The organism is Paenibacillus sp. Y660 (assembly GCF_057221575.1).
In genome coordinates this window covers 213398-228235 of sequence record NZ_JBXBBJ010000004.1, presented here as the reverse complement: position 1 = coordinate 228235, position 14838 = coordinate 213398, and the positions used below count along the sequence as shown (strand labels likewise).

The following is a 14838-nucleotide window of genomic DNA, read 5'->3' as shown; positions in this document are numbered from 1 at the left end:
GGAAGCTTTGTACGTGACGTTTCGGAATGCCGATATAGGCTTTATTTGACGGTTTGTCAAGCTAAGTGCGACAGTTCCTCCATAAATGCTTCGTGAGCAGATTTCCAGCCCAGACATTTACGAGGGCGGTGATTAATGAGGCGTACAGCATTCGCGAGTTCTTCATCCGTCACGGTGGCTAAATCGTGACCCTTAGGGTAGAACTCCCGTAAGAGTCCATTTGCGTTCTCGTTAGAACCACGTTGCCAGTCATTTCAGTAGCAGCATTAAGAGAAAGATAGGAAGTATCATCTGAAGAATCCTCTGTAAGGGTAGAATAGTCATCTGGGTTGGATAGAAGCATTACATCATCCATGGATTCCACTAACTCAATTTGGTTTTTATTTAGGGACACTTCGTATGTTTGGTATTTTGCTTTTTTGTACGGTAAATTTAGATATTTAAGCTTTTTCTCAAACTTTTCTTCAGATGCATCGAAATTTAATGAAATCTCAACGTTCATCAGATCGGTTAAAGAAGCCTTATTATGTTTTTCTTTTAGCTTGCCAATTATCTTCGACTTCTGTTTTTTCTGCTTAATTTTATCCAGTGAGGGATCAATCCGTCTTGATTTTAATGGTTCTGTAAAGGTAGTATCAGCAGATACAGCTTTCTTGTAAATAGGATCAATTGGTTTCTGATCCGTTTCCTTTAAGCTCGTTTTTGCTGCCGAAGAAAGTATACTAGTAGATGCTGCTAGAACAATTACAACGAGACTAGAGAATAATGTTTTTTTCAAATTCATAGTATTCACGCTCCTTTTTTAATTTTGTGATGCGGTATTAATTGTCTAGAAATATCAAGACCCTTCGTTAGCTGATGATTCCCTCCTCGTTTTTATCCAATTTCCATTAATGGTTATTTCAACCATATATTAGACACATGAAGAGTCGTAATAGTTGCACTAATTTATGTAAATATGAAGTTTTTTTTGGAGTTGAGTAAGCGAGTTTATTCATATTCCTGTATCGATTGTTGCAGGTATTGCAGCCTATCGTATTCATATTCGCAGCACGCTGAAGCCCAGCTATTCATACTGGCGCTGTCATCAAAGGAGCACCATGGACGATCCGGACGGAAATACTTGGGAGTTTTTTATACGAAAGAAGATTCGGAATTTGAATCGGCTGGTGATCCGCGCGATCTTTCGTTGTGCTGCGCTCCCCCCCCGCCGCGCCAGTGCAAGTGGAGTTTACATCATAAAGAAAGATTCATTTATGGAGTTGAATTTTTATTCTTCATACTGTATATTTATGCAATAGAATGAATTATCGGGAGGCACGTCAATGATTCAGATGGAAAAATCGGCAACAGCAGCATTATTGGAAACCGCGGAGAAATCGGTACTTTTTACGGCACGCCGTCCTAGCATCGTGATGGAACGCGGCGAGGGTATGCATATATGGGATACAGATGGAAAATGTTACTTGGACTTTGTCGGCGGCTGGGCGGTCACCAGCTTGGGGCATTCCCCTGCTGTATTGCAGGAGGCGTTGTCGCGTCAAGCTTCAACGTTGGTTCATGCAAGCCCCGGTTACTATAATAAACCCATGATTGAATTCGCTGAGCTGCTGACCAGCGTTAGCGGTATGGACAAAGCCTTTTTTGCCAGCAGCGGCGCTGAAGCGAACGAAAGTGCAATAAAGCTGGCAAGAAAGCACGGCGCTGTAAATTTGAATGGAGCCTATGAGGTTATATCATTAAAGAACAGCTTCCACGGGCGCTCTCTGGCTATGATGTCTGCGACAGGAAAAGAGCAATGGAAGGAGCTTTTTGCACCCAAGGTAGACGGCTTTAAGCATGTGCCCATTAACGACCTTGATGCATGCTTTGCTGCGGTTACGAACCAGACATGTGCCATTATGGTTGAGCTCGTACAAGGCGAAGGCGGTGTTCATGCTGTAGATGAATCGTATTTGTATGGTCTTCGCAAAATGTGCGACATGTACGGTATGCTGCTTATTTTTGATGAAGTACAGACGGGGATGGGCAGAACGGGCAAGTTGTTTGCTTATGAGCACTACGGCATTATGCCCGATGTGATAACACTTGGCAAAGGCATTGGCGGCGGCTTCCCGCTGTCAGCGATGCTGACAAAGAGCAAATACGATCTATTCGAGCCTGGCGATCAAGGCGGAACCTACACGGGAGCGCCGCTCGCGATGGCCGCAGGCTATGCTGTACTTCGGGAGCTGCTGGAGCTAAATTTAGCAGGCAATGCCAAGAAGCAGGGCCAATATCTAGCAGACAGCTTGCGCAAGCTAACCTGTGAAATTCCAATTTCAAATATTCGCGGCAAAGGGCTGCTGCTGGCGTTCGACGTTCCAGAAGGCACTGCCGCTAATCTAGCCGCAATTTGCTTGCAAGAAGGACTTCTCATTAACGCGCTAAATTCATCAACAATTCGGCTCGTACCGCCACTAATCGTATCCCAGCAGGACATCGATCAAATGGTTAGCATCCTGTTCCGCGCTTTCGGCCAGCTGAAAGCAGTATAAGCTTAGGCAGCAGTTGCGCTGTTGCCTAGCCAAAGACACTTATGCCGATCATCGAACAGCTCGTCCAATTCCGCTTTAGAATGGGCGAGCTTTTCAAGCTTTTCTTATGAGCGGGATGAGACGCAGCTATGTTTGGTAGCTGGCTGCTTTCTTCTACTGCAGAAAGTACAACAGAAACCTTACATCACACCCTCCTAAATAAGCTACATTGCAGAAACTGCAACAGAAATCGCTTAAAACCGATGATTAGTGAAACTGCAGCGTAGCGCAGTTAGTTACTTTTCAAAACCATTCCAAAACACTAACTACAACGTAGAACTCCCTGTTACTCTGCCAGTGCCATACCGCTATACATTCAAAACAAAACGAATGATGGATAAGCCGCTCTGCATACGCTAGATACGGTTGTAATGCTCCCAATCAAGCAGGAGGGCTCCTACTTTGCGAACACGCGCTGCCAAAAACAAAGAATTCAAGATATACATCATTCCCGCATGGAAATGGAAGGAATTCATCGCCTTCGAGCTCATCGGCGGCACTGCCTTCTATTTGCTTTGCCGAAAAACAGCCCATTCCGAGCTGTTTGGCGTCGCCGCCAACATTGCCGGGCCGCAAATGCTCAAGTATTTGATGGCCGCTTATCGGCTGGACGTAAAAAACGTTCCGCAGTCCCCGCCGAACTAGCGGAAATGCAGAACGTTTCTTAAGCGCTAGAAGCCGAAGTAGGCTTTCGCGTTGCGATAGGAAATGTTCTGAACCATATCGCCCAGCAGCTCCATATCCCCGGGAGCCTCGCCGGCCTCGACCCATTCACCAAGCAGATTGCAGAGCAGACGTCTAAAATACTCATGCCTGGTGTAGGACAGAAAGCTGCGTGAATCAGTCAGCATTCCGACAAAGCGGCTAAGCAAGCCCAGATTAGCAAGCGCATTCATTTGGTCAAGCATACCATTTCTTGTATCGTTGAACCACCATGCTGAGCCAAGTTGAATTTTCCCCGGTATCCCGCCGCCTTGGAAGCTTCCAATAATAGAGCCGAGCACATCATTATCCTTGGCATTAAGCGAATAAACGATTGTTTTCGGAAGCGCATCATCCGTATCCAAAGCATCCAGCAGCTTCGCAAGCGGGTAAGCCACTGCGCTATCGTTGATCGAGTCGAAGCCCGTATCCGGCCCAAGCTTGCCGAACATGCGGGTGCTGTTGTTTCTTGCCGCATTGATATGGAATTGCATCGCCCAGCCGCGCTCGGCGTACAAGCGTCCCAGAAAGAGCAGCGTATACGTTTTGTATTGCTTCTCCTCCTCCAAGCTTACCGTTTCCCCATTCAAGGCTTTGGCAAAAATAGCGGCAGCATCACCCTTCGTCGTCTCGGCATAAGCGACATAATCAAGCGCATGGTCGGAAACCTTGCAGCCCACCTCGTCAAAAAATTTCACTCTCGCCGCAAGCGCGTCAAGCATCGCATCATAGCTGTCAATCGTGCTCGCAGCCGCAGCTCCAAGCTTGCCGATCCACTCACCAAACGTAGCGCGGTTTATTTCGAGTGCTTTATCCGGCCGGAAAGATGGAAGCACCTGCACGTTAAAATCTTCTAAGTCCTTGATTGCGATATGATAATCAAGCGAATCAACCGGATCATCCGTCGTGCAAATGACCTCTACGTTCGACATTTTGATCAAATCACGCGCTCTATACTGCCCAGTTGCGAGCTTCGCATTGACTTTCTCCCATATCGACATGGCATTCTTCTCATTGATCAGCTCATCTACGCCGAAATAACGGCGAAGCTCCAAATGCGACCATTGGTACAGCGGGTTGCCAATCGTTTGCGGGACCGTTCTCGCCCATGCCTCGAATCGCTCGTAATCGGTAACGCCTTCGCCGCCGGTAACATAACGCTCCTCTACTCCGTTCGCGCGCAGCGCCCGCCATTTGTAGTGATCGCCGTACAGCCATGCCTCCGTCAGGTTCGAAAAGCTCGTATTCTCGAAAATTTGCTGCGGGCTCAGATGGCAGTGATAATCAATAATAGGCATGTCCTTGGCAAACTCATGGTATAACCGGACTGCCGTTTCGTTCGATAACAAAAAATTGTCGTCCATAAATGGCTTCATTCCCGCTTCCCCCTCTACCTTATTTGTGGAATTTCACAAGTTCATCGATCTGTACGGCAAGCCCCGTTTGAATAGAACGGTTTGCTGCGATACCCGTTAGAATCGATCTCGCTCCGTCAATATGATTAGCTGCTCGGTTGAACGGGTCTGCCACAGGCGTCCCGAACAAATCGTTCAGCAGCACAGGATCGCCTCCGCCATGGCCGCCGACGCCTACCTCCACCTCAACCTCGTATGGTGCAGCAAACATCGGGAACACCTTGATCGTTTTCTCCTTCAAAGCACCCTCATCCGATTTCTTACCGCCCGAATTGACATACGATTGCTCGACGATGTTCATCTCAAGGCGGCCCTTCGTTCCGTTAAACGCGATTCGGTAGCCTTCCCATGGCAAGTATGCGTTTAACGAGTAAGTTAGGATCGCGTTGTTTTTATAGCGGACAAGCACGCCCATCGTGTCTTCAATATTAATCCCGTCCCCGAACACGCTCTGATCGCGGCGATAGCCGTCCTCATGCTCCGCGTCCAAATACATCGCCTTCAAATGGTCATTTTTGTCCAAGTGCAGCGCAAACGGATCATTCTCAGCATTCGGATTTCCAGTCGCCCGCTCATAAAACTTTGTTTCCCCGCGCTGCTCGGCGTTTTCGCGTCCGTAGAACAAAAGATCTCCAAAGGCGAATACCGATTCCGGCTGCGAGCCGATCCAGAAGTTGACGAGATCGAAATGATGCGTCGATTTATGGACGAGCAAGCCGCCGCTGTTTTGCTTATTGCGATGCCATCTGCGGAAATAATCGGCTCCGTGCTGCGTATTTAGAAGCCACTCGAAGTGAACGGACGTTACTTTGCCGATTGTCCCATTTGCGATAAGCTCTCTGGCCTTCGTATGATGCGGGGCATAGCGATAATTGAACGTTACCCGCACGTTGCGGCCCGTCCGCTCCACCGCGTCCAAAATGTCCTGGCATTTTTTCTCATCGACTGTCATCGGCTTCTCTGTCACGACATCGCACCCAAGCTCCAGCGCGCGAATAATGTACGTATGATGCGTACGGTCCATGCTCGTCACGATAACAGCATCGGGCTTCTCAGCCTCAATCATTCGGTCAAATTCATTCGATTTGTAAGTTCTTACCGCTTCATATTTATATTTATCCACTAAAATCCGATTCGCATAGTCCATACGGGTTTGATTAATATCGCAAAAAGCAAGCAGCTCAGACGTCTCTCTGAAATCGGTTGCAAGAGCTCCATAAAAAAATTCAGCCCTGCCGCCGCTGCCTACCAATACATAACGTTTTTTAGTCATTATACTAATTCCTCCCTAGATTCGTTACTTTCATCTTACTGCATGAGAGTGGTATAATTCTCTGCATATGATGTTTTTTTTTCATAAAATACCGCTTATTTTGCGAAAATAATTCAAAAGGAGCGAATCGATGAAAAATATTCCGCTCGATATCTGCAGCTTTGGCGCCATACCTGAGCTGTATGTAGAATATACGAAGCGCGCAGCGCCATTTACGATGGCAGACGACCATTACCATGACTATTATGAAATCTACTATATGCTCGCTGGGCAGCGAATCTATTTTATACGCGATCGTTCTTATTCTATCGAGCAAGGCGACCTGGTGTTCATCCATAAGCATGAGCTGCATAAAACGATGCAAACCGGCGATGCCGCCCATGAACGGCTCATCATTCACTTTGATGATGCGACAATCCACCGCCTTGCAGGCAAGCATGCCGACCTTCTGCTCATGCCGTTCAGACACGCCTCCCATATTATCCGCCTCCCAAGGCAGGAGCAGCTGGCTGCTGACCAATTGATGCGCAGGCTGCTGGCGGAGATCGGGCAGCGCCCCGAAGGCTATGAGCTTTTTCCGCCTCACGCACTAACCGAACTGCTGCTGACCGCAGCCAGATACATGCAGCAGCATGAGCCTGTCCCGCTCCACCATGCAACGCCCATGCATGCAAAGATTTCAGAGGTGATCCGCTATATCAACGCTCACTTTGCGGAGCCGCTTAGGCTTGGCGGGCTCGCTGATCAATTTTTTATCAGTCCCTGCTATTTGAGCCGGATGTTCAAGGAAATGACAGGCTTCACCTTCTCCGATTACGTCATTCTCACGCGTATGAAGGAGGCGCAGCGCTTGCTGCGCGAGCCCGAAATGAGCATTACGGATATTGCCGCAGCTGTCGGCTTCGACAACTTTTCCCATTTTGGCAAAACCTTCAAAAAAATTACCCGTCTTTCCCCGCGTGAATATCGCAAGCAGTACTTGTAAATGCAGATATATGTGTCGTAATATCGTATATATCAAGTCATTAAATTGCACTAAAAATAAGAAGATAAATATGTTAGATTATATTTGTTGTCATAATTTTATATACGAAATAGCAATTCATTAATAGACGTCCAAGGAGAGATGAACCGATGATTCGAATTGGTAAAATCAGTTATTGGCATGTACACGCATGGGATTATACGAAGCAAGCGCAGGAGCATCCGGGCACGGAAATCGTTGCGGTATGGGATGAAATCGCAGAACGCGGGCAGGCAGCTGCCGAGAAGCTGGGCGTTTCTTACTATGAGAGTCTAGATAAAATGCTCAAGCGCGACGATATTGACGCGGTTATCGTTGATGCGCCAACCGTAAGACACCAAGAGGTTATGGTTGCGGCAGCTAGAGCCGGCAAACATATTTTCACAGAGAAGGTTGTAGCTGCAACTTTAAAGGAAGTAAACGTTATACTGAATGAAGCAGCTAAAAATAATGTAAAATTGACGGTATCGCTGCCTCGTTTGAATGACGGCTATACGCTCGCGATTCGCGATATTTTGTCACAAGGCGTACTTGGGAAGATCACGCTTGTACGTGCTCGTTTGTCTCATAACGGAGCGACAGCGAACTGGCTTCCTGAGCATTTCTACAGCCTGGAAGAGTGCCGCGGCGGCGCATTGATCGATTTGGGATGCCATCCGATGTACTTGACTAGACTGTTTCTAAATGAAATGCCTGAAGAGGTAACGGCTCATTTCGGCTACTTAACTGGAAAAGAAGTGGAAGATAACGCGGTATCGGTCTTGTCTGCTCCTTCCGGCGCGATCGGAATTGTAGAGGCTGGCTTCGTCAACAATCATTCACCGTTTACGCTTGAAGTACATGGCACGGAAGGAACGCTGCTGTACGGCACGCCAGACAATCAGCTGCTGCTTCGCACAACGAAAGCAGGCGCAGAATCATCCGAGGCTTGGACAGCGCAATCGATTCCGGCGGCTAGAGAGAGCGCTTTTGAACAATGGGTGTCGCATATCGAAAACAATACGTCGGCAGACGAAAATGTAAGCCTTGCCATTGATTTGACCAAGCTGATGGAGGCTGCAAACCTATCCGCCCGCGAACATCGTGCCGTTAGAATCGATGAGCTAAGCGAGTAACCGCACTAGTAAAAACGCAGTACTCCGAGGAGGAATCCGCATGCCTAACTTTCCTTATGAGGTGATGCATGAACGCCAGGATGCGCTAGAGCGTCTGGAGCTGTGCATAAGATGGGGACCCTACGACATTCATGTGCTGCGCTTCCATCTGACGCAATTTCCTCCCGGCAGAATCGTCGGATTTCACAAGCATGCGGAATATGAATTTCATTTTATCCCGCAGGGCAAAGGGAAAGTCATCATTGTTGACCAAGAATACGCACTGAAGCCCGGCATGCTTTATTTAACCGGACCCGAAATTATGCATTACCAGGAAGCGGATGCCCTTGAAGCGATGGATGAGCTCTGCCTGCACGTGGACATCATTGACAGAAGCGCTCAGGATGACGGCGGCGCTTCCCATTCCTACGACGATTGGGAAGCTGCTGAAGCCCGCGATTGCATCGAGAAGCTGAAAAATTTGCCGCTGTTCCCAACGGCCGATCTGCATCAAGCGATGCCGCGCTTTCTTGAAGCCTATCAAGCCTGCAACGACAATTTTGTCGGAAGCTATACGACCATCAAGCAGACGGTTATTCAAATCTTGCTGCGCGCTGTTCGCGCTTACGACAGCGCGAGTGAGCAGAAGCAGTTTCCGACGCGTGATATGAAAGCGTACCGCTACCGACTTGCATTGGAATATATTTACGCAAACTATGACGGCTTCATCACGCTGGAGGACGTAGCAGACAAGCTTAATCTAAGCTCAAGGCATATTCAGCGGCTGTTCAAGGAGCTGCATCACGGGCATACCTTTAGCCGAATTTTGGAAGACATTCGTCTAGCCGTCGTATGCCGTGAGCTGCAGGAGAGCGAGCAATCCGTGGAAAAAATAGCGAAGCTTGCCGGCTTTGCCGGCGGCAACTATCTGCACGCTGTGTTCCGCAAGAAATTTGGCGTCACGCCATCCGAATACCGGAAGAGCTCACGCCAAGCCGTACCGCAATGATCGATCATACCCAACCATTAGGAGGCTTTTAACATGTCCAAAATATATAAACTTGCTATTATCGGCTGTGGAGGTATTGCAAACGGCAAACATTTGCCAAGCCTTAAGAAGCTAGCCAACGTTGAAATCGTTGCATTTTGCGATATCGTCGAGCATCGCGCAATTGAAGCGGCTGCCCTTTATGGCGCTGAAGGCGCTAAAGTATACACGGATTACAAAGAGCTGCTGACTGACTCCTCCATCGAAATCGTTCACGTATGTACGCCGAACGACTCGCATGCCAACATCGCAATCGATGCGCTTGAAGCAGGCAAGCATGTTATGAGCGAGAAGCCAATGGCCAAAACCGCTCACGATGCACAGCGCATGGTTGACGCAGCTCGCCGTACAGGCAAGAAGCTGACAGTTGGCTACAACAACCGCTTCCGTCCAGACAGCCAGTATTTGAAAAAGATTTGCGAAGCTGGCGAGCTTGGCGACATCTATTATGCGAAAGCGCATGCGATTCGTCGCCGCGCCGTTCCGACTTGGGGCGTTTTCCTTGATGAAGAGAAACAAGGCGGCGGACCGCTTATCGATATCGGTACTCACGCACTTGATTTGACGCTGTGGATGCTTGACAACTATAAGCCAAAAGTCGTGCTTGGCACTTCGTATCATAAGCTTTCGCAGCGCGAAAACGCAGCTAATGCTTGGGGCCCGTGGGATCCAGCGAAGTTCACGGTTGAAGATTCTGCATTCGGTATGATCGTCATGGAGAACGGCGCTACAATCGTGCTTGAGTCCAGCTGGGCGCTTAACACGCTTGAAGTTGACGAAGCGAAGTGTACGCTATCTGGTACAGAAGCCGGCGCTGACATGAAGGATGGCCTTCGCATTAATGGCGAACAGCATAGCCGTCTATATACAACTAAGGTTGATTTGAAGGCAGGCGGAGTTGCTTTCTACGATGGCAAAACGGAAAGCGACGCTGACCTTGAGATGAGAATGTGGCTGAAAGCAATCGACGAGGACACTGATCCAGTTGTAACACCCGAGCAAGCATTCGTTGTTTCGCAAATTCTTGAAGCGATCTATGAATCATCCAAAACCGGCAAAGCCGTATACCTATAAGCAACTGCAACAATAAAGGAGCTGCCTCGCAAGGTCTGATTAGACCTTGCAGGCGGCTCCTTTATTGTTTCTAGGCATTAGTTCATAATAGCCTCCGTCAATTTAATTTTGATGACAACGTTCGTCCATGTATCGCATTACCAGCGCAATCTCTTATTCAAGCTTGAAATAGACCAGCCATTTGACCTGTCCTCTCAGCGTTATAGGTTCATTGAGTAGCCGTTATGATCAATAAAAAGTGCATCCGCTTGCGTTTTCCGCTCTACAATATCCAAAATACCGGCAACAGACACGTTCGCGTCGCCCGGTGCCTTCTCGCCGCCCATATCCGTTTTGATCCAGCCCGGGTGAAGCGCATGAACGACAAAGCCTTGAGGCGCCAGCTCGCGGCGAAGCTGCGCGGAGAACATATTAAGAGCCGACTTGGACAGCGCATACGAATAGTCTCCGCCATAAGCGCCAGTATAGCAGCCCGCTTCCGAGCTAATGTTGATAATGCTTTGCCTCTCTCCCCTGCGGAGCAGCGGCAAGAAATGCTTGAGCACGACAATCGGTCCGAATAAATTCGTTTGGAAGGATTGCTCCACCTGCTCCATATCAAGCTGCTCCAGCTTTTGATCTCTGCCCAGCAATAACGCAGCGCTGTTAATAACAGAATCAAGCCGGATATCTCGGCTCTCCACCTGCTCGCAAGCATAGCGAACAGAATTCTCATCCACGACATCAAGCGGAAGTATCGTCAAATGACCAGGGAACCTCGCAATGAGCTCCTGCAAGCCTTCTACAGAAGAGCCTGGACTGCGAACGCCAGCCAGCACGTGATGCCCTCGTTTGCATGCTTCGGTGGCAAGCGCTAAGCCGAGACCTCGATTAGCGCCTGTAATCAGAATGTTCATGTTGCTATTCTCCTCCTATTCAATCAGCCGCGTACTGTGAAGCGTTTTCGTAACTCTCAAAAATGAGTTCTTCGCATCGTAAACACGCGTTTATTTTTTTCCAAAAAAAAAACAATAATTACGCTTCTGCTGCTCCATGTCATTTGGAGCAGCAGGAAATGTAAAGGGGGAGATGCGGCATTCCGGTTGCATATGCCTATGACTCGGCGGTTATGCTTTGACAAGAATCACGGACGATAAGCTCCGTGCTTACGGCAAACGTTTGAAAAGCTTCGCTGCCATTCTCAATGCTATTAATTAAAGTTTTAGTCAATTTATCCATCATATCGGCAAAATCAACCCGAATCGTCGTTAACGCCGGACTATAATGAGCACTCAGAATATGATCGTCAAAGCCAATTACTGATATATCCTGTGGTACGCGAATGCCGGACTCCTTAAGCGCCCGTATCGCTCCAAAGGCTACGCTGTCGTTCGCCGCAAATATCGCTGACGGAAGCTCCATCTTCGCCTTCAAAAAATCCTTAATCGCTTGATAGCCGCTTTCCTCGTTAAAATCGCCCGGCAGCATCCACTGCGAGACGAGCGGCAGCTGATGCCTGGACATCGCAGCCTGAAAGCCCCTCCATTTGGAAGGACCGGAGTACCTGTTCATATCTCCGTTAATCATCCCGATTCGCTTATGCCCCAAGCTCACTAAATAATCAATCGCTTGGCCTACGCCAGTCTCGTTGTCGAAGTTGAACACGACGCGATTGGGCTCTGAACGTCCCGGCAAATGCTGATCGACGATCGCGACCATAAATCCTTCTGCGATTAGCTCCTCAATCAGCGGCTCATGATTCGCTGCTCCAATGAATACGCCTCCGTCGATTCTTCGCTGATAGAAGCTTTCCTTGATCGTGCGGGTCTCCTCCTGCTCTTTCATAGCCCGAACGATATGCGTTAGCACGTAATAGCCATGAGAAGAAGCGCTGTCAATAATCCGCGCAAGCAGCAAGCTTGAAAGGCTGTCGCCGGATACGCGGCCGGAATCAATCATGAATAAGCCGATCGTGCGCGTACGCTTCCCTGCGAGCACTTGAGCGGATAGGTTCGGATAATAGTTGTATTGCTGAATGACCTTCATCACTTTTTGCTTCGTCTTCTCCGGGACGTTGGCATAATTGTTGATTACTCGGCTGACCGTGCTTCTGGAAACACCAGCTAGCTTGGCGATTTCCGTGCTGTTTATTTCCTTGCTCAACCAAAGACCCTCTTTCCATGAACACGTGTTTATGGGCATATGGTTCCAATGATCTGAAGCGCTGTCAATTCATAATTACACGATTCATAAAAACAACGATTACAACTCCTCAGCGATGCTTCATCTAATCGTATAAGATTCAACGTATACAGCACATAAGCTTACTCCACCTTCGTTGCATGCTTCTGCGCCAGCAGAGACAATTCCGCCGCTTTGAACGTATGCTCCTGTGTCATAGCAAGCTCCGTTCCATTTAAGCAATCAAGGATAAGCTGTCCAAAATAAGGAAAACCAACTTTGCCTCCCAGCTTCAAATGCTGTTCGCCATCGGCATTGACCAGATAGAGCTGATCGCCTTCCTTTTCACGGGCAATATCGATATATTTGCGCATCTCAATATAGCCATCCGTACCAAGGATGATCGTCCGACCATCGCCCCAAGTGCCAAGGCCGCTTGGTGTCAGCCAATCCACGCGGAAATAACCGGTTGCCCCGTTATCCCCTACAAGCGTCATATCGCCAAAATCCTCTAGCTCCGGATAGTCTTTATTCGCATAATTGGCGACCTTGCTGTTCACGACGCTGGCATTGCGATTGCCTGTAAAATAAAGAAACTGCTCGACTTGATGCGATCCGATATCACAAATGATGCCGCCGTATTTTTCCTTCTCAAAAAACCATGCCGGCCTTGACGCTGCGTTCAAACGATGCGGACCAAGCCCAATCACCTGCACCACACGTCCGATTGCCCCTTGCTCGATCAACTGACCGGCATACACAGCGCTCTCCACATGCAGCCGCTCACTGTAATACACGGCATATTTTTTCCCTGTCTCTGTGTAAGCGGCACGCGCTTCCGCCAGCTGCTCTAACGTCGTAAACGGCGCTTTGTCCGTAAAATAGTGCTTGCCGCTGCGCATCACGTGTACGCCGAGCAGTCCTCTTTCCGAGGTAATGGCAGCAGCAGCCACAAGCTGCACTTCAGGATCAGCAAGCACCTGCTCTTCCGAATCAGCTGCCTTCACCTGCGGATACTGGCGAATAAAAGCCTCTACCTTCGTTGAGTCGGGATCATAAACCCATTTCAAAACCGCTCCCGCTTCAATAAGACCGTTGCACATTCCATAAATATGCCCATGATCGAGACGAACGGCGGCAATTACGAATTGTCCGTCCTCCACTACTCGATTCGGTTTTCCTTTCGGTGCATACTTCATCCCATCCGCTTTGCTCATTGTCCTTAATCCTCCTTCTGATAAGCCGAATTCGAGATCCGTTCTTGCAAATACTGATGGAACAGCTCTTCATCAATCGGAAGGTCAACCCAGTTATCGGTCCAAGTTGATAGCAGCATCGCGTTCGAGAGCATTAGTCCCTTAATGCCTTCTTCGCCGGGAGCAATCAATTTTTCGTCAAACAATATCGTATTTACCCAGTTTTGCGTAATTCCTTTATGTTCGGGATAGCTGCCTTTGACCGGAATTTCGCATTTCCAGCATTCCGGCTCGCCGAAGCCTCCAGTGTAGTTCTTATTAAATTCCGACTCAGACACGCGCAGCCGCCAAAAGGTTAATGTATTATTTTCAATGACGATCTTGCCGCGGTCGCCGCTTATTTCCAATCGGTTTGTTCCGGGCGCTTCGCCTGTTGTCGTAACGAATACGCCAGTTGCGCCGTTTTCGTATTCCACGAATGCCGTCACGTCATCCTCAACCTCAATATTGCGATGCTTGCCGAAATAACAGAACGCACGGACACGCTTCGGCATCATGTTGATCGTCCACTGCCACAAATCAAGCTGATGCGGATCTTGATTGAGCAGCACGCCGCCGCCTTCACCTGCCCAAGTTGCCCGCCATGTCCCTGAATCATAATAGCTTTGAGAGCGGTACCAGCTCGTAATAATCCAATTGGTCCGTTTTACCTCGCCAAGCTCTCCGGCATCAATCAATTCCTTCAGCTTCACATAAATCGGATTTGTTCGTTGGTTATACATCATGCTGAATTTCACATTCGCCCTGCTGCCCGCCTCATTCATCATGCGAACCTGCTTTGTATAAACACCTGCCGGCTTCTCGCAAAGCACATGCAGTCCTCGCTCGAAGGAAGCGATTGCAAGCTCTGGATGCGAGTAATGAGGCGTAGCGATAAGAACGCCGTCAATCAAGCCGGAATCCATCATCACATAAGGATCGGCATACAAGCCTACTTGATCTCCCAGCTTCTCCTTGGCCCATTGGAGATTCGACTGCAGGCTGTCGCTGACAGCGGTAACTTCAACGCCGCTTACTTCGCCCCTCAATAAGTAACCAATATGTCCCTTGCCCATATTTCCAAGTCCGATAATACCTAAACGAACGATCTGCATCCGAATGCCGCCCCTTTATTTGAAAGTTTAAATAGCTGATTTGCCAACTCGTTTGAACCTGCCTTTATGGTAGCACTTCAAGATCGCTCAGGCTTCATTCGCATTATCCTGTTTACGCTTTT

The 14838-nt window shown here is 48.6% G+C and carries 13 protein-coding genes and 1 pseudogene; 6 read left to right on the top strand and 8 right to left on the bottom strand.

Annotated features, from left to right (window positions below; all coding sequences use genetic code 11):
- Positions 1-56: 56 nt before the first annotated feature.
- A pseudogene (locus AC2TDN_RS08005) lies at positions 57-248 on the bottom strand (transposase); the annotation flags it as partial.
- Positions 179-784 carry a hypothetical protein gene (locus AC2TDN_RS08000; protein WP_484687560.1) on the bottom strand — a complete coding sequence of 202 codons (606 nt, stop codon included), beginning with the start codon at positions 782-784 and terminating at the stop codon, positions 179-181. The gene AC2TDN_RS08000 and the pseudogene AC2TDN_RS08005, both read right to left, overlap by 70 nt.
- A gap of 541 nt (positions 785-1325) precedes the next feature.
- On the opposite strand from AC2TDN_RS08000, the gene AC2TDN_RS07995 reads away from it, so the two are divergent.
- Together AC2TDN_RS07995 and AC2TDN_RS07990 are read left to right on the top strand one after the other, a co-directional pair.
- The gene (locus AC2TDN_RS07995; protein WP_484687559.1) at positions 1326-2537 is read left to right on the top strand and encodes an aspartate aminotransferase family protein; all 1212 of its coding nucleotides are present in this window, start codon (positions 1326-1328) and stop codon (positions 2535-2537) included.
- 441 nt (positions 2538-2978) lie between these two features.
- Positions 2979-3221: a hypothetical protein gene (locus tag AC2TDN_RS07990; protein WP_484687558.1), complete on the top strand. Its 243-nt coding sequence runs from the start codon at positions 2979-2981 to the stop codon at positions 3219-3221.
- 26 nt (positions 3222-3247) lie between these two features.
- On the opposite strand, the gene uxaC is transcribed toward AC2TDN_RS07990, so the two are convergent.
- Both uxaC and AC2TDN_RS07980 read right to left on the bottom strand, forming a co-directional pair.
- Entirely contained in the window at positions 3248-4654 is a 1407-nt protein-coding gene (gene uxaC, locus AC2TDN_RS07985; RefSeq protein ID WP_484687557.1) for a glucuronate isomerase, read from the bottom strand.
- Between the two features lie 19 nt (positions 4655-4673).
- Entirely contained in the window at positions 4674-5966 is a 1293-nt protein-coding gene (locus tag AC2TDN_RS07980; RefSeq protein WP_484687556.1) for a Gfo/Idh/MocA family protein, read from the bottom strand.
- Positions 5967-6096: 130 nt separating this feature from the next.
- Here AC2TDN_RS07980 and AC2TDN_RS07975 point away from each other — a divergent pair, with 130 nt between their 5' ends.
- From AC2TDN_RS07975 to AC2TDN_RS07960, 4 genes are all read left to right on the top strand, one after another.
- Positions 6097-6951, top strand: a complete 855-nt coding sequence (locus AC2TDN_RS07975) for a helix-turn-helix domain-containing protein (RefSeq protein ID WP_484687555.1) — start codon at positions 6097-6099, stop codon at positions 6949-6951.
- Positions 6952-7100: 149 nt separating this feature from the next.
- Complete coding sequence (locus AC2TDN_RS07970) at positions 7101-8105, top strand: Gfo/Idh/MocA family protein (RefSeq protein ID WP_484687554.1); 1005 nt, start codon at positions 7101-7103, stop codon at positions 8103-8105.
- A 40-nt stretch (positions 8106-8145) separates the two neighbouring features.
- Positions 8146-9093, top strand: coding sequence for an AraC family transcriptional regulator (locus tag AC2TDN_RS07965; protein WP_482067241.1), 948 nt, complete (start codon positions 8146-8148; stop codon positions 9091-9093).
- 33 nt (positions 9094-9126) lie between these two features.
- Entirely contained in the window at positions 9127-10206 is a 1080-nt protein-coding gene (locus AC2TDN_RS07960) for a Gfo/Idh/MocA family protein (protein ID WP_482067242.1), read from the top strand.
- Between the two features lie 200 nt (positions 10207-10406).
- Here AC2TDN_RS07960 and AC2TDN_RS07955 read toward each other — a convergent pair whose 3' ends face one another.
- The 4 genes from AC2TDN_RS07955 to AC2TDN_RS07940 all read right to left on the bottom strand — a co-directional run bounded on the left by AC2TDN_RS07955 (position 10407) and on the right by AC2TDN_RS07940 (position 14716).
- The gene (locus tag AC2TDN_RS07955) at positions 10407-11102 is read right to left on the bottom strand and encodes an SDR family oxidoreductase (protein ID WP_484687553.1); all 696 of its coding nucleotides are present in this window, start codon (positions 11100-11102) and stop codon (positions 10407-10409) included.
- A 196-nt stretch (positions 11103-11298) separates the two neighbouring features.
- The gene (locus tag AC2TDN_RS07950; RefSeq protein ID WP_484687552.1) at positions 11299-12348 is read right to left on the bottom strand and encodes a LacI family DNA-binding transcriptional regulator; all 1050 of its coding nucleotides are present in this window, start codon (positions 12346-12348) and stop codon (positions 11299-11301) included.
- A 161-nt stretch (positions 12349-12509) separates the two neighbouring features.
- Positions 12510-13583: a Gfo/Idh/MocA family protein gene (locus AC2TDN_RS07945; RefSeq protein ID WP_484687551.1), complete on the bottom strand. Its 1074-nt coding sequence runs from the start codon at positions 13581-13583 to the stop codon at positions 12510-12512.
- 5 nt (positions 13584-13588) lie between these two features.
- Positions 13589-14716, bottom strand: a complete 1128-nt coding sequence (locus AC2TDN_RS07940; RefSeq protein ID WP_484687550.1) for a Gfo/Idh/MocA family protein — start codon at positions 14714-14716, stop codon at positions 13589-13591.
- Between the last annotated feature and the right edge of the window lie 122 nt (positions 14717-14838).